The 22,543-nt window shown below is 40.2% G+C and carries 22 protein-coding genes, 2 tRNA genes and 1 rRNA gene; 4 read left to right on the top strand and 21 right to left on the bottom strand.

All coding sequences use genetic code 11. From position 1 onward, the window contains the following. Positions 1-158 precede the first annotated feature (158 nt). The 10 genes from tkt to nagA form a co-directional block, all read right to left on the bottom strand. Positions 159-2,156 (bottom strand): transketolase, encoded by a 1,998-nt coding sequence (gene tkt / locus EIH20_RS04845; protein WP_124058317.1) that lies wholly within the window; start codon positions 2,154-2,156, stop codon positions 159-161. Between the two features lie 25 nt (positions 2,157-2,181). Then, on the bottom strand, positions 2,182-3,027 hold the full coding sequence (locus tag EIH20_RS04850; protein WP_241152387.1) for a beta/alpha barrel domain-containing protein: 846 nt from the start codon (positions 3,025-3,027) through the stop codon (positions 2,182-2,184). Between the two features lie 19 nt (positions 3,028-3,046). Further along, complete coding sequence (locus tag EIH20_RS04855; protein ID WP_124058319.1) at positions 3,047-3,232, bottom strand: hypothetical protein; 186 nt, start codon at positions 3,230-3,232, stop codon at positions 3,047-3,049. 197 nt (positions 3,233-3,429) lie between these two features. Continuing rightward, positions 3,430-3,825 (bottom strand): ArsR/SmtB family transcription factor, encoded by a 396-nt coding sequence (locus tag EIH20_RS04860; protein WP_124058321.1) that lies wholly within the window; start codon positions 3,823-3,825, stop codon positions 3,430-3,432. 130 nt (positions 3,826-3,955) lie between these two features. Then, entirely contained in the window at positions 3,956-4,723 is a 768-nt protein-coding gene (locus tag EIH20_RS04865; protein ID WP_124058324.1) for a CPBP family intramembrane glutamic endopeptidase, read from the bottom strand. After that, complete coding sequence (locus EIH20_RS04870) at positions 4,716-5,093, bottom strand: ArsC/Spx/MgsR family protein (protein ID WP_124058326.1); 378 nt, start codon at positions 5,091-5,093, stop codon at positions 4,716-4,718. Before EIH20_RS04870 ends, EIH20_RS04865 begins: the two co-directional genes overlap by 8 nt. Before the next feature lie 10 nt (positions 5,094-5,103). After that, complete coding sequence (locus EIH20_RS04875; protein WP_164470868.1) at positions 5,104-5,814, bottom strand: HAD family hydrolase; 711 nt, start codon at positions 5,812-5,814, stop codon at positions 5,104-5,106. 51 nt (positions 5,815-5,865) lie between these two features. After that, positions 5,866-7,644 carry a DUF6020 family protein gene (locus tag EIH20_RS04880; protein ID WP_124058331.1) on the bottom strand — a complete coding sequence of 593 codons (1,779 nt, stop codon included), beginning with the start codon at positions 7,642-7,644 and terminating at the stop codon, positions 5,866-5,868. Between the two features lie 135 nt (positions 7,645-7,779). Further along, the gene (locus EIH20_RS04885; RefSeq protein ID WP_124058333.1) at positions 7,780-8,421 is read right to left on the bottom strand and encodes a hypothetical protein; all 642 of its coding nucleotides are present in this window, start codon (positions 8,419-8,421) and stop codon (positions 7,780-7,782) included. A gap of 157 nt (positions 8,422-8,578) precedes the next feature. After that, on the bottom strand, positions 8,579-9,721 hold the full coding sequence (gene nagA / locus EIH20_RS04890) for an N-acetylglucosamine-6-phosphate deacetylase (RefSeq protein WP_124058335.1): 1,143 nt from the start codon (positions 9,719-9,721) through the stop codon (positions 8,579-8,581). A 240-nt stretch (positions 9,722-9,961) separates the two neighbouring features. Here nagA and nagB point away from each other — a divergent pair, with 240 nt between their 5' ends. Further along, complete coding sequence (gene nagB / locus EIH20_RS04895) at positions 9,962-10,675, top strand: glucosamine-6-phosphate deaminase (protein ID WP_124058337.1); 714 nt, start codon at positions 9,962-9,964, stop codon at positions 10,673-10,675. 239 nt (positions 10,676-10,914) lie between these two features. Here the strand turns inward: nagB and EIH20_RS04900 are convergent, their stop codons facing one another. After that, positions 10,915-12,084 carry an iron-containing alcohol dehydrogenase gene (locus EIH20_RS04900; protein ID WP_124058340.1) on the bottom strand — a complete coding sequence of 390 codons (1,170 nt, stop codon included), beginning with the start codon at positions 12,082-12,084 and terminating at the stop codon, positions 10,915-10,917. A gap of 537 nt (positions 12,085-12,621) precedes the next feature. Between EIH20_RS04900 and EIH20_RS04905 the strand changes: the two genes are divergently transcribed. Then, the gene (locus EIH20_RS04905; RefSeq protein WP_124058342.1) at positions 12,622-13,431 is read left to right on the top strand and encodes a helix-turn-helix domain-containing protein; all 810 of its coding nucleotides are present in this window, start codon (positions 12,622-12,624) and stop codon (positions 13,429-13,431) included. 95 nt (positions 13,432-13,526) lie between these two features. Here the strand turns inward: EIH20_RS04905 and EIH20_RS04910 are convergent, their stop codons facing one another. The 6 genes from EIH20_RS04910 to EIH20_RS04935 all read right to left on the bottom strand — a co-directional run bounded on the left by EIH20_RS04910 (position 13,527) and on the right by EIH20_RS04935 (position 18,791). Then, positions 13,527-14,429 carry a methyltransferase domain-containing protein gene (locus tag EIH20_RS04910; protein WP_124058344.1) on the bottom strand — a complete coding sequence of 301 codons (903 nt, stop codon included), beginning with the start codon at positions 14,427-14,429 and terminating at the stop codon, positions 13,527-13,529. A 21-nt stretch (positions 14,430-14,450) separates the two neighbouring features. Next, positions 14,451-15,812, bottom strand: a complete 1,362-nt coding sequence (gene glmM, locus EIH20_RS04915) for a phosphoglucosamine mutase (RefSeq protein ID WP_124058346.1) — start codon at positions 15,810-15,812, stop codon at positions 14,451-14,453. A 40-nt stretch (positions 15,813-15,852) separates the two neighbouring features. Next, entirely contained in the window at positions 15,853-16,926 is a 1,074-nt protein-coding gene (locus tag EIH20_RS04920; RefSeq protein ID WP_124058348.1) for a CdaR family protein, read from the bottom strand. After that, complete coding sequence (gene cdaA, locus EIH20_RS04925) at positions 16,926-17,777, bottom strand: diadenylate cyclase CdaA (protein WP_124058350.1); 852 nt, start codon at positions 17,775-17,777, stop codon at positions 16,926-16,928. The genes EIH20_RS04920 and cdaA overlap by 1 nt, the downstream gene beginning before the upstream one ends. 114 nt (positions 17,778-17,891) lie before the next feature. Beyond that, on the bottom strand, positions 17,892-18,170 hold the full coding sequence (yidD, locus tag EIH20_RS04930) for a membrane protein insertion efficiency factor YidD (RefSeq protein ID WP_124058352.1): 279 nt from the start codon (positions 18,168-18,170) through the stop codon (positions 17,892-17,894). A gap of 12 nt (positions 18,171-18,182) precedes the next feature. Next, a complete protein-coding gene (locus EIH20_RS04935; RefSeq protein WP_124058354.1) occupies positions 18,183-18,791 on the bottom strand; it encodes a TVP38/TMEM64 family protein in 609 nt (202 codons plus the stop codon). Between the two features lie 121 nt (positions 18,792-18,912). On the opposite strand from EIH20_RS04935, the gene EIH20_RS04940 reads away from it, so the two are divergent. Next, entirely contained in the window at positions 18,913-20,004 is a 1,092-nt protein-coding gene (locus EIH20_RS04940) for an aminopeptidase P family protein (RefSeq protein ID WP_124058356.1), read from the top strand. A 61-nt stretch (positions 20,005-20,065) separates the two neighbouring features. Here the strand turns inward: EIH20_RS04940 and EIH20_RS04945 are convergent, their stop codons facing one another. After that, entirely contained in the window at positions 20,066-20,458 is a 393-nt protein-coding gene (locus EIH20_RS04945; RefSeq protein ID WP_124058358.1) for a DUF1398 family protein, read from the bottom strand. 189 nt (positions 20,459-20,647) lie between these two features. Between EIH20_RS04945 and EIH20_RS04950 the strand changes: the two genes are divergently transcribed. Then, positions 20,648-22,120, top strand: a complete 1,473-nt coding sequence (locus tag EIH20_RS04950) for an aldehyde dehydrogenase family protein (protein ID WP_124058360.1) — start codon at positions 20,648-20,650, stop codon at positions 22,118-22,120. Positions 22,121-22,250: 130 nt separating this feature from the next. Here EIH20_RS04950 and EIH20_RS04955 read toward each other — a convergent pair. The 3 genes from EIH20_RS04955 to rrf all read right to left on the bottom strand — a co-directional run. Next, a tRNA-Thr gene (locus EIH20_RS04955) sits at positions 22,251-22,323 on the bottom strand. A gap of 17 nt (positions 22,324-22,340) precedes the next feature. Then, positions 22,341-22,413 (bottom strand) — tRNA-Asn (locus EIH20_RS04960). Positions 22,414-22,432: 19 nt separating this feature from the next. Further along, a 5S ribosomal RNA gene (gene rrf / locus EIH20_RS04965) occupies positions 22,433-22,543 on the bottom strand; the annotation flags it as partial.

Genomic DNA, 22,543 nt, shown 5'->3' on the forward strand with positions numbered 1-22,543 from the left:
CTAACTGACTCAATAGGACTTAAAACGGACTCCAGACTCAAAAACAAATAAAAAAACGCAAACCGAATCTAGCATCTGCTAGAATCGATTTGCGAGAGTGATAGATTTAATCCAAATTCTCCCCCTATCAAGGGGCAAATTGGGTAATGTGTTAAGAATTAATCTAAATTCAAATAGGTATTCACTACATTGTCAACTGTAAAGCCAAAATGTTCCATGACTTTTTCACCTGGTCCGGAAGCGCCGAATCCATCAATGCCGACGCTTGCTCCTTTATGGCCAAGATATTTAGCCCAACCAAAAGTTGAAGCCATTTCAATGGATACCCGTTTGCTCACAGCTTGCGGTAACACTGACTCACGATAAGCCGCATCTTGTTCGTCAAAGAGATTTTGCGATGGCATCGACACAACAGCCACATCATGACCTTGTTTAGCTAAGGCTGCTTGTGCTTGGATAGCTAAAGCCACTTCTGATCCCGTTGCAATTAAGATACCTTGCGCTGGTTGTGATTGACTTGGCGATACAACGTAAGCCCCTTTGCGAACCCCCTCTTCAGCTAAACTTTGACTAGTCGCTAAAACAGGAAGGTTTTGGCGTGATAAAACTAACATAGTTGGTCGATCTTGAGACTCAACAGCCACTTTCCAAGCAGCAAAGGTTTCATTAACATCAGCTGGGCGAATTACATTTAAATTTGGTGTTGCCCGGAAGGCCGCTAATTGTTCAATCGGCTCATGAGTTGGGCCATCTTCACCAACCGCAATGGAATCATGGGTCATAACATAAGTTACTGGTAATTTAGCTAAAGCAGAAAGACGAACAGCTGGTTTTAGATAATCAGCGAAAACAAAGAAAGTTCCGCCATAGATTTTGCTGCCTCCATGTAAAGCGACCCCATTCATCATCGCTCCCATAGCAAATTCACGCACACCAAACCAAATATTACGCCCTTGGCGATTGTCTGGCATGAAATCATTATCAGCGTTGTTCATCGTTTTGTTAGATCCAGAAAGGTCCGCTGAACCACCCCAGAAGAATGGTAAGTTTTGACCTAAAACTTGAATAGCTTTACCACTTGAGTTACGAGAAGCATCGGCTTTGGTTTCTGCTCCAACATAAGTTAGGCCTTGATCATAGTTGGCAGGTAATTGACCGGCAAAAGCAGCCAATAAGTCTTGAGCTTTTTCTGGATAAGCTTCTTGATAAGCTTTGAAGCCTTCTTGCCACGCTTGATAAGCAGCAAAACCACGTTCTTGCATCTTGCTTTGGAACAATTCTCGAGCCACTTGGGGAACAGTGAAGTCTTCTTCAACCCATTGGTAAGTTGCTTTAGTTGCAGCCCATGCATCAGCGCCAAGAGGAGCCCCGTGGACTTTGCTCGTTCCAGCATTTGGGGCACCGAAACCAATAACTGTTTTGATTTCAATGATACTTGGCTGATTAGTCACCGCTTTGGCTGCTTCAATGGCTTGCGAGATAGCATTCAAATCATTACCATCAGTCACCTTTTGATAGTGCCAGTTTTGTGCTTCAAAACGCCCTTTAATATCTTCAACAAAGGCTTGTTTTAATTCACCGTCTAGCGAAATATCATTACTATCATAAAGCACAACTAACTTGCCTAGTTCTTGTTTACCGGCAAAAGAGCAAGCTTCGTAAGAAATACCTTCCATTAAATCGCCATCACCACATAAAGCGTAGGTGTAATGATCGATAATACTGTGATCGGCTGTATTGTATTGAGCAGCTAAATGCGCTTCTGCTAAAGCCATACCCACAGCCTGAGCAATCCCTTGACCTAAAGGTCCTGTAGTTGCTTCTACCCCTGGTGTGTGGCCGAACTCTGGGTGGCCAGGTGTTAAAGAACCCAATTGACGGAATTGTTTCAAGTCATCAATACTCACTTTAAAGCCAGCAGCATGTAATAAACTATATAACAAGGCTGAGCCATGACCAGCTGACAAAACAAAGCGGTCACGGTTTAGCCAATCTTCTGCTTGAGCTGTAATATTCAAATGCCCTGCCCACAAAGCATAGGCCATAGGCGCTGCTCCTAATGGCAAGCCAGGGTGACCCGAGTTAGCTGCCTCAATTTGGGTAACACTCAACGAACGTAAGCTATTGACAGCAATTAAATCTTTTTCATTAAACATATGGTTCCTCCTTATTTATCTTAACCTATTTAGTTGCTTCTTCATCCACAATCTCTTGTCTAGCTTCATCATCATGAACACGATCGCGGTATTTATCCATGACTGTCGCGAAAATATCTGCCGTTGTAGGGGGTGTATAGGTAATGGCATTGGCGCCTGCTTCAATAGTTGCTAAGATGGATTCCCCATTGGGACCCCCCGTGGCAATAATTGGAAATTCAGGCCCTAATTCATGGCGGAGATGGCGAACTAATTCAACCGTTTTACTGCCACCCGACACATTGAACATATCGGCTCCTGCCTCTTTCTTAGCCATAAAATCGTCAGCAAAGCTCGAGATAGTTGCAATGACTGGCACATCTACTTGCGCCTTAATCTCGGCAATCACCTCAGGAGCCATGGGGGCATTCACAACGACACCATAGGCACCCAACTGTTCGGCCTGAAAGGCCAAGTTAACACTTCGTTGACCGGTGGTTAGGCCTCCACCCACGCCGACAAACACCGGCACAGATGCGCAGGAAATGATTGCTTGCATAATCACTGATTGAGGTGTAAATGGATAGACAGCAATTACAGATCCCGCATTAGAGTTACGAATCAAGGCCACATCGGTTGAAAACAAAAGCGACTTAATTCGTTTACCAAACACCTTAATCCCAGAAGCCTTATATATTTCATGAGGAACTTCGACAATCCGATTGCGCAGACTCGATTGGAATTCAGGAACTTTTTTATCCCATTCGACTTCTACTTGAGTCAAGACCACGTGCGACTCATGGTCTTTATCCTCTTCAACGGTAATTGCTTCATAAGAGCTCGCTTCAGGTAAAAAACCGGAAAAACCTTCCCGTAATTCCTTATCTGTCATTGTTCATCCCCTTTTCCCTTTATTCATCTTCAGCGTGTAATCCTTTAAGCAAGGCTTGAAAGTCTTCTTCTGAAGTCACTACTTGAAATGCTGTATCCACGCATCCCACACATTGTGGGTCTGAAAATGTTTCTTGGTTTACATTTTCAACATCCAATTCCTGTTGATCAACACAAGACCAGCCAATTCCTTCTTCCTTTGTCATGAGGATCCCTCCTAAAAAGTCTGACTTCATTATATCAAAGTTTGAATATGATGTCTGAGCTTTATCTGTTTTTTTTAGACGAATTTACGATAAATCGACAAAAAAACCTAGGTCATGGGGACCTAGGCTCGTTTAGATAAAATCGATTAATTTATGTATATTCAACACTGTCTTAGAAAGCCTCAACTAAGGACCTTTTAGTCTTTATTAGCTTGAGCTTCAATCGCAGCTTTTAACTTGTTACAAGACATGACGGATGTACTAGCAAAGTTGAACAGTTTCCCAATATAATCACAATTTAAAGAATAGATGACATGTTTCCCTTCCTTTTGTGACTTGATAAGATTCACACTGCGAAGCGTAATCAAGTGATGGGATGTTGTTGCCACAGATGCATCGATTAAGCGTGAGATTTCGTAGACACATAAACGTTCATAATTCATAAGTACGTTCATAATCTTAATCCGGTTCAAATCACCCAAAACTTTAAAAATATTAGCTTTAATCGCTAAACGATCGTCAGTTAAAACATCTTGCAATTTATCAGATTCTTTATCTAATTGATATGTCTCTAAACATTCGTAGTCGGCCATGCGTTCACCTCTTTTCATTGTGAAAAGTCCACAAAAAAACTTTCCTAAATTTGCTTACTCACTATCTCACAAACTTTTCACGAAGTCAAGGTGAAATCAGTAACGGTTATTATTTTAAAATACCTACTTTTTACATACTTGCTAGAATGCCGATAAAGGATAAAGAATTTTGCAGAATATGAAAGAGGATGGCGTATTCAATTCGTCGGGTACGCCAAAAGACCCAAGTGATTCCTGCCGCTAATAAATAGTAAGTAAAAAATTGATAGACATCCGCCGGTCCATGCACTAGGGCAAATAATATAGAGGAGACCAACGCCCCAACAACAGGCATCAAGGAGAAAGTATATTTCATCATCAACGCTCTAAAAATCAATTCTTCCGTAATAGGAGTAAAAATGGCGATTGTCAAATACAAGAAGATAGGGGTCATATGTTTAAACATCCCAACAATTAACATCTGGTTTTCAGGTTCCTTAAATTCTGGCACGAAATGCTCTAAGTACAATCCGTACAAAATTTGCAAAATATAAAAGAACATAAAAACAAGAACCGTATAGCCGACACCTCGCCAACTAAGTTGACGGAAATCAAAGACTTTTAATTTAAAAAGCATCATTAAGATGACTAAGCCTAAGCACAAAAGTGCCACCTGACCGTGATAGAACCACTCTACTTTGGTTAGATAAACCATAACTTTTTCCTGGTTGGTCACTAATTGATTGAGATTTTCAGGTGTAATTTTTACACCACTCGCTCTAAGCCCCATTGCAATTGCTTTAAATTCCGCAATCGATCGCGCAATAAAATACAGAGCAATAATCACTAACGCTTTCCACCAGGAACCTTTTACTCGGTCCGACCACGAGGCAGTCAAGGGTGTTTGCCAATTAAACATTCGTATCCCCCTTTTCAAACTCTGATAAAAAAGTTTTCACTTTTGAACCAATATAAACTTGACCATTCGGCCCAACAAGAAGGGGGCGCTTAATCAGCATACCATCTTGAGCAATCAACGCCCATTGCTCTTCTAAAGGGAGACATGCCAAGCGATCTTTATAATTTTCTTGCCGATATTTATCGCCACTCGTATTCATTAACTTCTTAGGACTCGTCTCTCCACTCGCTGCAAACCAGTCCGCTAATTCGTCAGCTGAGGGAATCTCTTGAGTGATTTCGCGATAACGATAATTTAGACCAACTTGTTTGGCTAATTTTTCCACTTCTCGACAGGTTGAACAGGTCTTCTTACCGATTAAGGTCCACATAGTCACCCTCCTAATCTTGTTCCCGATTTATCTGATCAATCAGAGCAGGTAATTGTTCCATATGGTCAATTAAATAATCAGCTTCTTTTAAAAAAGTACGGTAGGATTCTTGCTCGGCAAAACCAATAGCTGCTTTAGTGAGACGCCCATAAGTCATGTCCAAAGCTGAATCCCCCACATAAACCATCTCATCAAATGCAAAACCTTCTTTTTGGGCTAAAGCTTCTAGGGCAGCTGGATTAGGTTTAGGTGCATATTGATCGGCACATCCGACGAATCGAAAATACTTTGCTAAGCCCGTTGTTTCTAAAGCCTGTTGGGCTAAGCGATAGTTATCATTGGTAACCAGTCCTAAATAATAGTCCTTAGCCAACGTTTCTAACGTTGCTTCTAAACCTGGCATCAAGACAAAGGCTTCTGGATGTTGACTAATATAGGTTAGAAAGTTGTCTTCAAGCATTTGACTAATTTCCTTCGTAGATAAAGGAAGAATTTTATTAAATTCCTCAGCTTGATCTTGAATAGAACCAGCAGCTGACAAGGAGTTAGGTACCATCTTGCCTTGATCAATTCCCATGTGCAACATAAAGGCTTCTTGTTGGTCTGGATTGAGTTGGCTCTGCTTAAGTAATTTTCGATAAGCCCACTCTGTTGGCTTGTCCCACATATTTCCTAAGGCAAATAAAGTGCCATCTTTATCAAAGATAATCGCTTTAATCATTTTAAACTCCTCATGCTCATATTTTTCGTATCGTGCCCATTGTAACATAGGCTAATAAGGCTCGCTAGTTTGACCTCCAAAGCTCCCCCTAACCCTACTGACCTGGACTTGCTTTTGTTGCCAAAGTCCCACAAAGGCCAGAAAAACGGCCCCATAAATTAAATTCAACACATAGCGCATATTATAGGCCGGCATAGCTAAAAATAAAGTTCCCATCTGTAAAAGTAATGGCAGACTCAGGGTTAAAGTCAAACCTTTACGCCGAACAAGAGCCCAAATAAACCATGCTACAATACTCAAACTCGCATAAGCAGCTGCTCGCGTAAGCGAAGGTCGCGTCTTCCGATCATAGGGGTTTAAAGCAAAACTAAGCTGATCTATTTGCTTTCTCAAGCTTGGCAAAGAATAAGTATAGTCTTGCCCATAAGCCTGATACAAGGATTTAGTTGGCTTAATCATATAGTGAAACATAATCGTTCCCGCCAAACCATGCTCCCATCCATTAATATCCCAGAGAGGTCGCACTTGCTGCAAATGAGCCTTAACAGCAATCAGAGGATATGTCGTTACCAAATGGCGCCAAGTCCGCAGAAAATCTGCCTGATGTTCCTCAAGATACTCTCGCTTAAACTGACTATGAAACTTCAAAGGGTCAGCCATAGCTGGTGTATATTTCTCTGCCCACAGCTCCATTGGTAGGATACGAGCTAAGGTTTCTTGGTCGATTGGTTCAATAGGTTGATTCTCAGCGGCAATGGCACCCACATGTTGAAGTAAGATACTTAATTTTTCACTAGAAGGGCCTGGTGTAACCTGGTAATGATTCATAACGGGTCCTTGATAAAAAGCCGTCAAACAAGCAAAGGCTACTAAAAAAGCTGCACACCACTTACGTAAGCCTTTGGCAAAAAGAACTCCTAACACTAGAGAAGCAGCCACCACATACAGACCATTATGCCGACTCAAAGCTACCACCATCATCATTGCTAATAGGGCTAAACTATTTAAATAACCTTTCCCTTTAAGCCACTGTCCCTGACTACTGCCCACTTTAAAGATCATTAGCAACCAGATAAACAGAGCTGAATTATAAATATTATCCTTATATAAGGTCACCATATTAGGTAAGGTCACAGTTCCCACTAAGAAAAAAGCCAAAGCAAGCCAAATCACCCAACGTTTAACATTCATTTCTACTAAACATTTAGCGAAGTAAGCCAAGGCAATAATATTCAAGACCACCTGGCTCCATAGGTACGGGCGACTATCCCGAGTAAGAAGATAAGATAAACGTAACAAAGCGGTAGAAAAAAATGGATGCCAATCATTATAAGCAATCCCTCCTGAAGCTTGTCCCCATTGTGAATACGAGTCAATATACATATTTCCTGGAGCAAACGCCAGATAAAGGGGTAAGTAAGCTAGAAGCAAAACTAAAACCACTTGACCAGAAAAACGCCAAACTTGCCCTTTGGATAAAGGGACTTCTTCAAACCAGTCAGCCAATGAAAGACTCCATACTCGGCCAACAAATATGAGGATAAAACCAGACCGAACTAAAATTTTTATTTGATCATAAGTTGTAAGCGGAGGATTCAACGTCCAAGACAACCATTGTAACAAAGCAAAAATAATCGCAAAAGTGAGTAATGTTAAACCTAGAGAACGATCCCACTTCCATGAAACTGTCCATGTTTGATAGATAAAAAAAAGCCCGATTAACGCGACTAGGGGATTAAGGTCTTGTAATCCCACTAGAACGAAAAGACCGACTATCAGCAGCCATTTGAGCACGTTTTGTCCGATAACTGACGTTGATAAATGCTTCATATGTCACCTTTTTCTTTCAAGATAGACCCATTATAGCATAGGAACTAACTGACCTGTTGGCAAAATTCAAGCCAAAAAAGCCTCGCTTATTTAGCCAGAAGCTAAATAGGCGAGGTCAGCATCAATATTATATTGTTAAGTCAAAAGTATTTGAGCCACGCTGTTCCAAATCTCAAACATCTGCACCAAGGTATCAACCGGTAAATCTGATCCCCTCTGCAAAAGTGGCATCTGTAAAGATTCTCGAATTAAACAATGTGTTACAAAGTTCCCCAGACTACTACGATTATTAACACCATTATGCTGGAGAACCTGTTGGTAAAACTGGATATAGCGTTTTAATTGTAAAGTCTTCTCGATAATTGTTCCTTTAGGATTAAAAATAGCAAGCGACCTCGTTGCATCAACTGTCTCTTCTTTCGTCCGTGGTTTGCGATCCTTGCCCGTCGTTGTTTTACCCTCAGAACTTGTTTCACTCGTCGCCGAACTAGTTGTGACGGGAAAGTTCGTTGTGATTTCTGGATGAGAAGTTTCTTGGGAGGTTGATGGCTCTTCAAAAGAACCAGGTGGATCAGCGGGCAGCGCCACCGTAGTTGCTTGTTCACTCGCTTGACTATGTTGGTTTAATTGTTCTGTCTCAACTATTCCTTGATTATGATTAATACTATAATCCTGAATCGAGGTAGTCTGAGCATAACTTATTGAACTTGGAACAAACATCATCATGATAGGAACAAATACCACGCTAAGATATCTATAAATCTTTTCTTGTTTCATACTCACACCACCTCCTTAACCCTTGACTTAACTGCCTCCTTATCATAGCACATATTTAGACTAAAGACGTATAATGTCACCTTTTTGTATCAAAAAAAATAATTCTGTAAGTTTGGCATTAGAACAGTCTTTTATCGATATCAAATTGCAACAAAGCTTACGCTTTATAACGTAATTGACCATTTAAATAGGTTGCTTGTAAACTTAAGTCTTGTGCCAACACCACAAAGTCTGCCGCATATCCGGGCGCAATACGTCCACAAACTTGATCCAATCCGACCGAACGAGCAGGTGTGAGTGAGGCCATTCTTAAGGCTTCCTCAGGTGTCGCCATTCCCCAATTGACAACATTACGTACAGCTTGATCCATATCTAGAATAGACCCTGCTAATGAACCATTAGATTTCAAACGGGCTGTTCCATTGGCCACAACTACTTCAAATTCGCCTAACCGTGATTCTCCTTCACCTAAGCCTCCCGCACGCATACAATCCGTGATTAATACCGTTTCTTCGACACCACGACATTTTTTAACAATCCGAGCCGCTGCCGGATGCACATGATGTCCATCACAAATGATCTCTGCAAAGACATTATCAAGTTCCAAGGCTGCACCGACCATCCCTGGCTCACGATGATGAAGACCACTCATACCGTTGAAGGTATGAATAAAAGTGGTGGCACCCGCTTCAACTGCTGCAGAAGCTTCTTGATAAGTCGCATCGCTGTGAGCCAGTGCCACTCGAATTCCTTGAGCATTAGCATGACGGATAAAGGCTTCTACTCCTGAACGTTCCGCTGCAATCGCGATTTTTTTGACTAGGCCACCTGAGGCTTGGTTCCAACGATCAAGAAGATCAGTTGACGGATCTCCCATATATTTTGGATTTTGTGCGCCTTTATATTTTTCAGTAAAGAAAGGCCCTTCTAAGAAAATACCTTGAATTTTAGCACCAGGCATCGCTTGATAATTTTGCCCTATGGTTTGACAAACTTGTTCTAAAAGTTCAGCTGATGAAGTTAAAGTTGTTGGTAGCCAAGAAGTTACGCCCGTTGCAAGGAGAGCTTCTGACATAACTTTAAGTCCTTCCGCATCATTATCCATCACATCATAGGACTGATAGCCATGGATATGGGTTTCAACAAATCCAGGCGCAATGATAGCCTCACTATAATCTACTACCTCTGCACCTGTTTCTACTTGATCAACCACCTGTCCAAAGCGACCCTCTGTCACTTCCAGATACACATTTTCCTTCACTTGGTCATCTAAAATGACTTTTCCAGCTTTAATATACATGTTCCCATTCCTCCACTCATAAAATATCGTCCACACCAAGTATACCACCCAAAAGCTAGGTTGATAATAGGTCAGCAGGCATTGGCGAAAATTTTTTCACAAGCCAACCTCTTTCTGGTGACTTTTGCCCCCTCATTACCAAGTAAAAAACCACTATTGTTAATTTGTCTATTTTTTATCTTTAATTTATAGACATGTGTGATATAATGGCTTTGATAATAAACAAAGGAGGCGTTTGATATAAACGTTTTTATTTTTGCTAACTCACAGGAAGCATCACAAAAGGTAGCCGAACGGATGATTCAAGCACATGATCAAGAAAACGCCCGCGTTTTTGGATTAGCCACTGGCTCTACGCCTATTGAACTATATCAATTATTAAGTCAATCCGCCGTTGATTTTTCTGACTCAATTGCTATTAATTTGGATGAATACTATGGATTAGATCAAAATCATCCACAAAGCTATCATACCTATATGCAAAACCACCTTTTCCGTCACAAACCTTTTGCTCACTCGTACATTCCAAATGGGCACAATCTAGATGTTGACCAAGAAATTCAGGCTTATGACCAAATTCTAAAAAACCATCCCATCGATTTACAATTACTTGGATTAGGAAAAAATGGCCATATTGGCTTTAATGAACCGGGAAGTGACTTTACCTCTCACACCCAACTAGTCAATTTAACAGAATCAACCATTCAAGCCAATCAACGATTCTTTAACCATAACGAAACTGTTCCAACTCAAGCCTATAGTATGGGCATCGCCTCCATATTAGCAGCCAAAGAAATTATTTTATTGGCTTTTGGTGAACACAAAGCACAAGCTGTTCAGGCTATGGTCGAGGGTCCTGTAACTCCCGATTTACCTGCTAGCGTGCTCCAAACTCATCCTAAAGTAAGTCTCTATTTAGATGAAGCAGCTGCTCATCTACTCAAACAGTCTTAATTGCTATCCCCAACTTAACTATAAAAAGCCATCTCTAACCGATTATGGTTAAAGATGGCTTTTCAAATTCAGCAAAAATGTCACTTATTGAAGACTAGACAAATGCGTCTACAAATTTCAATCAAATCATCAAAATAATTAAAGAATTTACCGAAATATTTCGATAATAGAACCTATATTTAGGAAAATCCAACTTATTTGCCTGCTTTTTTTCACAAGCCTCTCTAGATATGGCGTCCTTATTCAACCCCGGGTTCCAAACATGCATTTAAAATAGCAACGACATCATCTGGATCTAATGGCTTATAAGAGTTGACAAGACGAGGAGCAACGCGCTGACCCATTTCGGCAAAATAAGTGCTGTCAATCCCCACTTCAGTTAATGTCATTGGTAACCCTATAGACTCAAGAAAATCATAAGTTTTTTGAATGGCTTCTTTAGCCATGCCCATCTTATCCGCTTGCTGAGGAATATCCCACACTTGATGGGCATACATAGCAAAGCGATCGACAGTGCTATCATCTAAGACATAATTCATCCAGCGAGGTGTTAAAATAGCTAAACCAACCGCGTGGGTAATATCATAGTAAGCTGAAAGCAAATGCTCGATAGCATGACAAGTCCAAGTACCTGGACGGCCTAGAGAGGTTAACCCATTAAGGCCTACGGTAGAAGCCCACAATAAGTTAGCACGTGCTTCATAATTATCTGGTTCTTTTAAAGCTATCGGGCAATAGTGAATACAACATTTTAAGACACCTTCAGCAAGGCGATCAGAAATAAACGCTTGATCATTATGTTGGAAATAAATTTCAAAGGTATGCGACATCGTATCAGCTGTACCGGCGGCTGTCTGATTAGCTGGAACAGTAAAAGTATAAGTTGGGTCGCAAATGGATGCCGCTGGATACATGACGTAAGCGCCTGTCCCTAACTTATCCTTGGTTGCAAAATTCGTAATTACTGCTCCGCGGTTCATTTCCGTGCCCGTTGCTGCTAAGGTCAAAATATCCACCAGAGGTAGAGCGTCATGAATAAGTGAACTATCTTTCACCAAGTCCCAAGCATCACCATCATATTTTGCCCCTGCCGCAATAACTTTAGAACAGTCGATCGTTGATCCGCCACCGACAGCCAAAATCGCATCAAGCTGGTGTTCTTTACATAAAGCTACACCTTGACGCACACTTTCAATACGTGGATTAGGATCAATTCCGCCTAACTCCACTATCGTGAAATCCGCAAGTAAGGCTTTAACTTGATCATATAAACCACTGCGTTTAATGGATCCTCCTCCATAAGTTAAAAGGATTCGCCGACCAAATGGCGCCAATAATTCAGGTAGATGCTGAATTTGGTTGCGACCAAAATAGTATTTAGTTGGGATATCATAAACAAAATTTTCCAATATTTTCTCCTCCATTTAATATTTTTTCTGAATCATATTCAAACCCTTACTTCTTTCCTAACCACAAGAAAATATAAACAAATTTTAAAACTTTAGTCCTAAAGTTTATCTTTTTCAAGTCGATTTACATCAAGAAAATAACATTGTGTACTTTCTACTGCAAAAAAGGGAATAATATTGCTTGTTAAACATAATCCGGAAACTAAAATTTGCCCATTATTTATGTTTTATAAAATCTTATCTGATTGAACCAAGACACTGCTTTTGGTTAACTTATAAATAAAAGACTCTAGCTCCGTGTGCCACTCACTCTTTCAATTTTCTCTTTAAGCCTATCCTATCATGAAATAAATAATTGACCAAATAATAGTTGACCTTAAAAACCAAATTTTAGGCCATTTGCAGAATTTTTGAGATTTTTCACCCATTTTGCAAACTTTTCTTAAGAATTAATATTCCTTTTTCTAATTGAATAAGGTATGATTAAAGAAAGACTTTCCTTCATTTTATCGATATATAAAGGAGTGTGATGAATGAATGTATATCTCCAGTGTTAACTCGGCTTCCATTAAGTTAAAAGACATTAAAACAGAATTTATCTCCGCAACGGAACCGATTACGTTTCATTCCGATGAAGAATTGATTGTCCTATATATCCATAAAGGCGCGGCTAACTTTGTCAGCCAAGGTAAAGAAGGCGAATTAAAGAAACGCGATTTATTAATTATTAATCCGCATCATAGTATTACCATTCATCCAATTCGCAAATTAGAATGGATACGAATTGATTTAACCGGAATTATGTTTACATCTTCCCTAGATATCAATTCACGACATCAAGTCTTTGTTATCTCTGACCAAAATCAATCGCTTAAACGTTACCTAGATCTTGCCTTAATTGAAAGTGCCAACCGATTCCGCGGATCTGATCTCATCTTGAAGAAATTACTCGAATGTATTATGGTCCATGTCCTTCGTCATAACCAACTTTCCATTAAAGATGCGAGTTCCCAAGTTAAACATAATGAAATTGAAATTATTCAATCATACATTCGCGAACATTTTGCCGAAAAAATTACACTCGAGCAATTATCTGACTTAGTTAATATCAATAAATATTACCTCATTCGACTTTTCAAACAACAAACGGGCCTATCTCCAATTGATTATCTCATCCATGTTCGCCTAGAAGAAGCTGAGAAACTCTTAACCCAATCATCAGTAACCATTTCATCTATTTCTGATATCGTCGGTTTCCATTCTCCTTCTCACTTCTCAAAGACATTCAAAGAAAGCAATCATTGTACTCCTTCTGCTTATCGCAAAAAATACATCAATCGTCAATAAGCCGATTATTTTTCTAAAAATCAACCCGATGCCTAGCCGGTTAATGATGAATTTATCATCATACTCCCGGAAAGCATCGGGTTTTCATTATGTCGTTAACCTAGCTTAGACCCTACTAAAACAGATACATCTAAAGTCATTGTTGAGTTTAAATGATCAAGTAATTGCTGTCTGTGTCCATCATCTAAACGCCAAGTTAGGGGCGTCATTGCGACTAAGTCTTGTAAATCTTGATCGGTCAAAATCGCTTGATCGAAGACCTGGACTTGCTGGAAGTCCGGGTACTGGTGCACAAAAGCTTGAATGACTTGTTCGTTATCATAGGGCTTGTCCGTTTGGTAACCCAAACTCATTAATCCCTGACGAATTTCTTGCAAATAACCCCTATTAGGTATTACCTTGATGACTAGACCATTTGCTTTGAGTGTCCGATTGAACTCATCATAATTAGCCGGCGATAATAACGATAAGATAATATCAGTTTGTTGGTCCAACAAAGGCAAATTTGCCAAATCAGCCACCAAAGGCAATAATAGACCGTTGTAATCAGTGGCCAGCTGCACGCCAGCTTTAGATAAATCAAGGCCGATTAAACGATGATTTGGACCTAAAGCTTTTCCTAACCAAGCTAAGTGACTACCCTCACCACAACCCGCATCGACTATTTGTAATTGACTTACTTTCATAGAGGATTGATAAGCCTTAATCTGCTCCAAAAGAGCTTGATGTAAGCCTCGATAGAAGCCACTTTGACAAATGATTCGTCGTCTTGCGCTGAAAAGTGCTTGATCATACTTACTCTCATAGGCTTTTGCGGCCATGAAGCCATATCCTTGCTTAGCTAGATCATAGCGATGACCTTGACCACATACCAAAGAATCCCTTTCTAATTGAAGGGATTCTTGGCAGTGAATACACTTTAAGAAGTTTTGGTCACTAACTTGAAGAAAGGATAGAGTTTGGGCTTTTTTACTTAATTTAGCTGGTATATCTGCCATTTACAGCCCCTTCTTTCTGAACTAGTTGTTATCTAATCCACGTACTTCCCGAATGACTTGGGCGATTTTATTAACATAGAGGTCTACTTTTTCATCAGTTGAGGCTTCGGCCATTACGCGAAGAAGCGGTTCTGTTCCACTAGGGCGAACTAAGATACGACCGTCACCGTTCATCTCACGTTCAACTTCTTCAATGACTGCTTTAACTTTAGGCTCATCCATAACTGTATGTTTATCCCGCACACGGACATTCACTAATTTTTGTGGGAAAATAGTCACTTCACTCGCTAATTCAGACAATTTCTTACCCGTTTGTTTCATGACTGATAATAATTGAACGGCTGACAACAAGCCATCACCGGTCGTATTCATATTTAAGAATACAATATGGCCTGACTGCTCGCCTCCTAAGCTGTAGCCGCCCTTACGCATTTCTTCAACGACATAACGGTCACCTACTTTGGTTTTAAGGGCCACCATTCCATTTGCTTCTACAGCCTTATGGAAACCTATGTTACTCATTACGGTTGAGACGATTGTATCATGTGCTAAACGGCCTTTTGCTTTCAAGTGTTTACCACAGATAAACATAATCTTATCGCCATCAACAATGTCACCATTTTCATCTACAGCAATCAAGCGATCACCGTCACCATCGAAAGCAAGACCTACCATGGCTCCTTTTTCTTTTACAAAGGCTTGTAACTGCTCTGGATGGGTTGAACCAACACCATCATTGATGTTCAAACCATTAGGCCGATCGCCCATTGTATAAAAATCAGTCTCCAAATCAGCAAATAGTTGATTTATTAATGGTGAAGTCGCTCCATTGGCAGCATCTAAACAAATCGTTAACCCTTCTAAATCGGTTGGAATCGTCGTTTGTAGGAATTGGATATATTTAATCGATCCTTCAGGAAATTCATCGACTGTTCCTAATCCTTCAGCACTTGGTCGTGGTAAACGATCTTCTTCTTGATCAAGCAAGGCTTCAATTTCTAATTCCTGATCGTCCGATAGTTTAAAACCATCAGAACCAAAGAATTTAATTCCATTATCTTGCGCAGGATTATGCGAAGCAGAGATCATGACACCTGCAACTGCATTTTGCGTACGAGTTAAATAAGCGACTGCTGGTGTCGAAATGACACCTAATTGCATAACTTCAATTCCGACAGATAATAAACCTGCTATTAACGCACTTTCCAAGACTTGGCCTGAAATACGTGTGTCGCGCGCAACCAAAACACGTGGATGTTCCACTTCTGCTGCATGTTGCATTAAGACATAGCCACCAAAACGACCTAATTTAAATGCTAATTCCGGTGTTAATTTGGCATTTGCAACGCCACGTACACCATCAGTTCCAAAATATTTACCCATTTTCAATCTCCTTTTACTTAATCGCCTAGACAAGAGCTAACTAATTTGAGCTAACACTTTCCTCTGTAGCTTGAGTGGTATTATTTGCTGATTCTACTTTACTACCTTCTTCACTGACTTTGTTCTCGGTTTGACTACTTTCAATTGAGGTCTGACTTTCTTTAACAGGGGTTACATTCACCTGAACTTCCACTGTAGGAACATTACTCTGAATTCCTTGTGGAATTTGAACTTTACCTTGAACAGATCCGCTTGCTTTAAGCTGACTCACATCAACTAGTAAGTCTATCACTGTAAGCCCTGAAATAACTCTCGAATCTCCTTCGATATGAATGGACTGAACGTTTGGATGATAGTCATATCGAAACGCACTGACTTGTTCGCCAATTGGAACGATATTTAAGCCAATATCTTTCCCCTTTTCGTTCAACTCAACATTAGCTTCTACTTCATTGATATCACTGTGAATATTTAGAAACCGCCCTTTACGATCCAAAATCTGAATTTTATATTGTTGGGTGAAACTACGGGTCATATTTTTATCTAACTTAATTTGTATGATTACCCGATCAACTTTCTCCATCTCAACCTTTGAACCAGACAATTTCACTTGATTTGGTTTGATGGTCACTTGACCTAATTCAACACCTGGACGCAAATTCTGTGGATTTGCTTCATATTCTATCGGTAAATTAAGACTTTTCTTCTCATCGATATTAATAACAACTTTAGCTGGATTCACTGAATAATCGACACCCTCCGGTAAGCCGCTAGCCTCAAGGCGAACGGTATGCCGTCCAAAGGATTTTTTCCGTAAGTCTTCCGTTTTCACCTGCATGTTATCCGCTGTCACTTGAGCAACCAAGTTGCGTGGTCCCGAGATTTTTACCGACACTGACTCTGGTAAGCCCGAGATAAAACTCTGCTCATTGTGTTGACCAACATAAACAGGAACATTCGAAATCGTTTCCGTCGTATTGATACTGGCAAAATCGGTCGTCGATCCTCGTTGAAAAGAATGATTCTCTGAAGCCACAAAAGCAAAGAGAAAAATCGCCATAATCAAAGAAAAGAGGCGCACAAACCAAATATTTTCAAATAATTTTGGGTTCATCAACGCTCGCCTCCTTGTCGGAAGTTAGTTGAGAAATAAGCTCTTAATAGCTTCATCACTTTATTGTCTTTATCTGGTTCATCAGTCTCTTCAATTAAATACTGAACCAAGTACATATGTAAATCCGTCGCCGATAAATTACGGTGTAGATGATCTCCCTTAACGAGTGAAATGCCTCCTGTTTCTTCCGAAACAATCAAGGTCAAAGCATCTGTGACTTCCCCTAAACCAATGGCTGCCCGATGCCGCGTCCCTAATTCTTTTGGAATCAGTGAGCTTTCTGACAAAGGAAGATAGCAAGCAGCCGCTGAAATCCGATAATTAGAGATAATGACCGCTCCATCATGTAACGGCGTATTTGGAATAAAAATATTAATTAAAAGTTGGTTGGTAATTTCCGAATCTAAAGGTAAACCTGATTGTATATATTGGTTCAAAGATTCATTACCTTCAATTGAAATTAAGGCCCCTATTTTTCGCTTGGACATATATAGCGCTGATTTTTCCAAATCATCAATTAATTTTTCACTCGGATTGCGCATATCCTTACGATTGCGGAATAAATTACGACCCAAACTCTCAAGTGCCTTGCGCAATTCGGGTTGGAAGAGAATGATACTCGCAATAACTCCCCAAGAAATAATTTGACCTAAAAACCAGTCTATAGTTTGAAGACCAATAATCGCGCTTAAAAATTTAGCCGCAATAATAATAGCGACCCCTTTTAACAGGTTCATCGCTCTCGTACCACGGGCATACATCAACAGGCGATAGATAAGGTACCATACAATTAGAATATCGAGTAAATGAACAATCGGCTTATCCGCCAATACTTGATGAATCCATTCCATCAATGGACAACGCCTCCCCACGCTTTACAATCTGCTCATATTATAGCATATGCTGGCTTTAATAACCGAACATATTCCTTTTTGAATTTGATTTCTTGCTCACCGTCTGCCCAATCAATGCGAGTGATCTCCGTGGTGAATGGCGCTAGATTTTTTAGCTGATTGGCGTCTCAAGGTAAAATGATCCGGTACCGGATCAAAGCCCCCTTCGACAAAAGGATGGCAACGTAAAATTCGAGCACATCCCATAAGAAAGCCTCTGAAAAAGCCAAAATCCTCTACTGCTTGGATCATATACGCTGAGCAAGTCGGACTGTAACGGCATGATGGCGGAAAAAGCGGCGAAATAAATTTCTGATAGCCACGAACTAGTAAGATTAATAAACGTCCCAAAATGCCACATCCTTAGCCAAAAATTAGTTTAAATAAATATTGAATCGTAGTCGACGACAAGAAGGTAAAAACAAATAAAGAAAGGGGCCGATAAATGACGACCAAACGGAAAAATTCTTTATAGGATAACTTCGACATACCCGCAATCATACAGAAAATATCATCCGGAAAAACAGGGGCAATAAAGCCAATCTTCAACAATCGAATAAAACTTTTCCCTTGATTCATCTTTCCTACATAACGATCAAATTGTTCATCGGAAATAAAGGCCCGAATAAAGTCTGGTCCAAACCGCCGACCTAGATAAAAGTTAATACTAGAGCCAATTAGCATACCGATACAATTTAAAGCAAAGCCAAAATAATGACCAAAGACTAAATCGCCTATCACATTGGTCAAGCCAAAAGGAATAATAGGATAGATAATTTGAGTAATGAGGACACAAACATATAAAACCGGTCCAAATAGGCCGACTTGCTGGAGCAAGTGATGAAAGCCTCCATCCGGTTTAAAGTAGGTCGACTTAGCAATAAAAATTGAAGCCATAAAGGTCAAAATAATCCCTACTGTTGTCGTTATTTGAATGATCTTACGTCGTTTTTCAAGTGAAATAGACTTCATGCCGGTCACCTTACCTACTATTAATGAACATTCCTAACTTTTCTAATTAATTCCACTATACTATAATTAAGTCAGAAAAAGAAAGTCCTAATACTTTCAATCAAAAAAGGAGTCTTTAATTATGTATTTATCTCGTTATCAACACTTAGTTGAGCGTTTAAATCAAGAAAGCATTGATCACATTCTCATTAGTGATGCTAGTTCAATATCTTATTTTATCGCCAATCATATGGACGCCGGTGAACGCTTGTTACTTCTGCAAGTCAATCGGAATGGTCACGGTCACCTCTATTGGAATATCCTATTCCCTAAACCTAGCCTACCAGAAGACTTAGCTTCCCTAATTGACATCCACTATTATGCAGACGGAGAAACTATTATTGAAACCATCGCTCAACAATTAACTGGGATCACAAGCGTTGACAAATTCTGGCCAGCTCAATTCCTTCTCGCTCTCATGACAGCAAACCCTAACTTGACCTACCTCAATCGTACCGATTTAGTTGATGACTTGCGGGCCATTAAAAGTCCTGAAGAACAGGCGATTATGCTTGAGGCATCGCGCTTAAATGACCAAGCTATGCTCCAAATTCAAGACCTCTTAAGTCAGGGACTTTCTGAAAAAGAGATGATTGATCGCCTTGCTCAAATTTATCGTGACTTGGGTTGTCAAGGTTTCTCTTTTGATCCGATCATCGCCTATGGAGCCAATTGTGCAGATCCGCACCATGAGACCAATCATGATACACCACAAATTGGAGACTCTATCGTAGTAGATATCGGCGCTATTTATCAAGGCTATTGTTCTGATATGACTCGCACTTTCTTCTTCGGCCAAATCGACGAAGAAAGTCAAACCGTCTACGAATTAGTCAAAAAAGCCAACCAAGCTGCAATCGATCTAATCAAACCTGGTGTACCTTTTACCGCTATCGATGCAGCTGCTCGCGACATCATTAGTCAAGCTGGTTACGGTCAATACTTCACCCATCGTACCGGTCACTTTATTGGCCGCCAAGTGCATGAAGCAGGCGATGTTTCCGCTTATAATAGCCGCTTAACTCAAGAAGGACAGATTTTCTCGATTGAACCAGGAATTTATCTACCAGGAAAAATGGGTGTTCGTATTGAAGACCTAGTCCTTGTCACTGCTGACGGTTGTCAAATCCTTAATCAAGTCAGCAAAGAATTATCCCTCATTGAACCAAAATAAGGTGAAAAAGGCTGTGAAGTCCCATAATGGGTTTCACAGCCTTTTAAATTTAATTACAATATTAAACTTGCGGAATTGCTTCAGTTAAAATTAGACTTTCCTGGTTATCAAAATAGGAAACTTGCATCTTTTCTAAGTCGGTTAGCCAATATTTTACCCCAGCTTTACCCGCCCATTCAATAAATTGACTAAAATTTAACTTTCCCTTTTGTGATTCTTCAAGTGCTGACTTTAATACTTCCTTAGCCGAATGTTCTGCAATCGGAAAAGCTTGACCATTTAAAGTCGCTTCTATCGATCCTTTATCACTCGAAAAGGTATATCGACCCGTCAATACACTAAAATCGTAACGATTAATCCCTTTAGCCTTCAAAGCTTGAATGAGTTGAGGGAAATCACGCCCTTTTTCTTCACTCAACATAATTTTTTCAATATCTGATAATAAGTATTCCATCTATTTCCTCCAACTGGTTAGTCCATTTACTAATCGCTTCATGATAAACCTTTCACAAAGTTAAGTCAAGACAAATATCTTTACCCTCAATTCAATCGCTCAAACTTCAACTAGGCAGAAATCATTATAGTCGAAATGTAATCGTTTTTTTGATATGGTTAGTAGTAGTAAACATGAGGAGGTACTTCTATGTCCAAACAAATTGAAAAGCAATATGGTCTCTTGATTAATGGTGAATGGATAACCCCACAAAATGCCAAGTATTTAGAGGCAATCAATCCTGCTACCGGTCAAACACTCTATCAAATTATAGATGCCAATAACAATGATGTTGACCAAGCAGTCGAGGCTGCCCAGGAAGCTTTCAAAACTTGGTCATTAACCTCAGTCAAAGAAAGGGCCAAATTACTCAACCAGATTGCGGATGCTATTGAAGAAAATGCTGACTTTTTTGCTGAAATTGAATCTATGGATAACGGCAAACCCATTCGTGAAACATCAGCCGCAGACATTCCTTTAGCCATCGACCATTTCCGCTATTTTGCTTCCGTCATTCGAAGTGAAGAAGATAGTATAAAAGTTTTAGATAAAGATAAACTCTCAATCATTTTACGGGAACCCATTGGCGTTGTGGGTCAAATTGTCCCTTGGAACTTTCCATTCCTAATGGCCGCATGGAAACTTGCCCCTGTTATTGCAGCGGGTGATTCCGTCGTATTTAAACCATCATCTAAGACTTCTCTTAGTGTCTTGGAGCTTGGCAAAATCCTAAATACAATTCTGCCTAAAGGAGTGGTAAATATTATCACAGGTCGAGGAAGCGGTGCTGGCGACTATCTCCAACACCATCCTGGCTTAGACAAATTAGCCTTTACTGGTTCAACGGCTGTAGGTAAAGAAATCGCCCTATCCGCAGCTGAACGGCTAATTCCCGCCACGCTAGAACTTGGTGGAAAATCAGCCAACATCTTCTTTGAAGACATGGATATGGATCAAGCATTAGAAGGTGTACAACTTGGCATTCTATTCAATCAAGGGCAAGTATGTTCTGCTGGATCGCGGATTTTCGTTCAAGAAACTATTTGTGATCGCTTTGTCAAAGCTCTCATTAATGAATTTCAAAAAGTAAAAGTCGGTGACCCCTTGGATAAGTCTATTCAAATGGGGGCTCAAATTGATGAGAGCCAAATCAAAACCATCGAAAAATATGTGGCCATTGCCAAAGATGAAGGTGCTAAAATTCTTACAGGTGGTCAACGTTATGCTGATGGACCATTAGCCAAAGGTGCATTTTTCCAACCAACATTAATTGAAGCAACCAATGACATGCAAGTGGCCCAAGAAGAAATCTTCGGACCAGTTGGAACGATTATTAAATTTAAAGACGCTGATGATGTCATTCGATTAGCTAATGAGAACGAATATGGTTTAGGGGGTGGCGTTTGGACTCGTGATTTAAATACTGCCTTTAAAGTAGCTCGCGGTATTCGCACTGGCCGTGTTTGGGTTAACACCTACACTGAATTTGAAGCCGGTGCTCCATTTGGCGGATACAAACAATCAGGTATTGGTCGCGAAACTCATAAAATGATTCTAGATGCTTATACACAATCAAAAAATATTTACTTAAGCTTCACCGAAGGACGTCAAGGCTTGTACTAGTCGAGCAATAAAAAATACTAACCCCGAGAATGAATAGTCATTCTCGGGGTTAATTCTGTTGTTAATGTAGACATATTATAGATATTTACCCAAAATAGGCCTTGAAATCAAAAAAAGGGCAAAAAAAAAGAGCCATTTGCCGGGCTTGAACCGGCGACCTCTTCCTTACCATGGAAGCGCTCTACCTACTGAGCTAAAACGGCATACCGATTAAATGCGACTCCGCAAGTAGGGCTCGAACCTACGACATCATGATTAACAGTCATGCGCTCTGCCAGCTGAGCTATTGCGGAATAAACAAACAAACACCCTGCATGGCAACGTCCTACTCTCACAGGACCAAAGGTCCAACTACCATCGGCGCTAAGAAGCTTAACTGCTGTGTTCGGAATGGGAACAGGTGTGTCCTTCTTGCCATCATCA

It is taken from the genome of Vaginisenegalia massiliensis (genome assembly GCF_900604935.1).
Classification (GTDB): domain Bacteria; phylum Bacillota; class Bacilli; order Lactobacillales; family Aerococcaceae; genus Vaginisenegalia; species Vaginisenegalia massiliensis.

Bases quoted from the DNA above. Each gene is read 5' to 3' on its own strand.
- tkt (WP_124058317.1), bottom strand. From the start codon at position 2,156: ATGTTTAATGAAAAAGATTTAATTGCTGTCAATAGCTTACGTTCGTTG.
- EIH20_RS04850 (WP_241152387.1), bottom strand. From the start codon at position 3,027: ATGACAGATAAGGAATTACGGGAAGGTTTTTCCGGTTTTTTACCTGAA.
- EIH20_RS04855 (WP_124058319.1), bottom strand. From the start codon at position 3,232: ATGACAAAGGAAGAAGGAATTGGCTGGTCTTGTGTTGATCAACAGGAA.
- EIH20_RS04860 (WP_124058321.1), bottom strand. From the start codon at position 3,825: ATGGCCGACTACGAATGTTTAGAGACATATCAATTAGATAAAGAATCT.
- EIH20_RS04865 (WP_124058324.1), bottom strand. From the start codon at position 4,723: ATGTTTAATTGGCAAACACCCTTGACTGCCTCGTGGTCGGACCGAGTA.
- EIH20_RS04870 (WP_124058326.1), bottom strand. From the start codon at position 5,093: ATGTGGACCTTAATCGGTAAGAAGACCTGTTCAACCTGTCGAGAAGTG.
- EIH20_RS04875 (WP_164470868.1), bottom strand. From the start codon at position 5,814: ATGATTAAAGCGATTATCTTTGATAAAGATGGCACTTTATTTGCCTTA.
- EIH20_RS04880 (WP_124058331.1), bottom strand. From the start codon at position 7,644: ATGAAGCATTTATCAACGTCAGTTATCGGACAAAACGTGCTCAAATGG.
- EIH20_RS04885 (WP_124058333.1), bottom strand. From the start codon at position 8,421: ATGAAACAAGAAAAGATTTATAGATATCTTAGCGTGGTATTTGTTCCT.
- nagA (WP_124058335.1), bottom strand. From the start codon at position 9,721: ATGTATATTAAAGCTGGAAAAGTCATTTTAGATGACCAAGTGAAGGAA.
- EIH20_RS04905 (WP_124058342.1), top strand. From the start codon at position 12,622: ATGTATATCTCCAGTGTTAACTCGGCTTCCATTAAGTTAAAAGACATT.
- EIH20_RS04910 (WP_124058344.1), bottom strand. From the start codon at position 14,429: ATGGCAGATATACCAGCTAAATTAAGTAAAAAAGCCCAAACTCTATCC.
- glmM (WP_124058346.1), bottom strand. From the start codon at position 15,812: ATGGGTAAATATTTTGGAACTGATGGTGTACGTGGCGTTGCAAATGCC.
- EIH20_RS04920 (WP_124058348.1), bottom strand. From the start codon at position 16,926: ATGAACCCAAAATTATTTGAAAATATTTGGTTTGTGCGCCTCTTTTCT.
- cdaA (WP_124058350.1), bottom strand. From the start codon at position 17,777: ATGGAATGGATTCATCAAGTATTGGCGGATAAGCCGATTGTTCATTTA.
- EIH20_RS04935 (WP_124058354.1), bottom strand. From the start codon at position 18,791: ATGAAGTCTATTTCACTTGAAAAACGACGTAAGATCATTCAAATAACG.
- EIH20_RS04940 (WP_124058356.1), top strand. From the start codon at position 18,913: ATGTATTTATCTCGTTATCAACACTTAGTTGAGCGTTTAAATCAAGAA.
- EIH20_RS04945 (WP_124058358.1), bottom strand. From the start codon at position 20,458: ATGGAATACTTATTATCAGATATTGAAAAAATTATGTTGAGTGAAGAA.
- EIH20_RS04950 (WP_124058360.1), top strand. From the start codon at position 20,648: ATGTCCAAACAAATTGAAAAGCAATATGGTCTCTTGATTAATGGTGAA.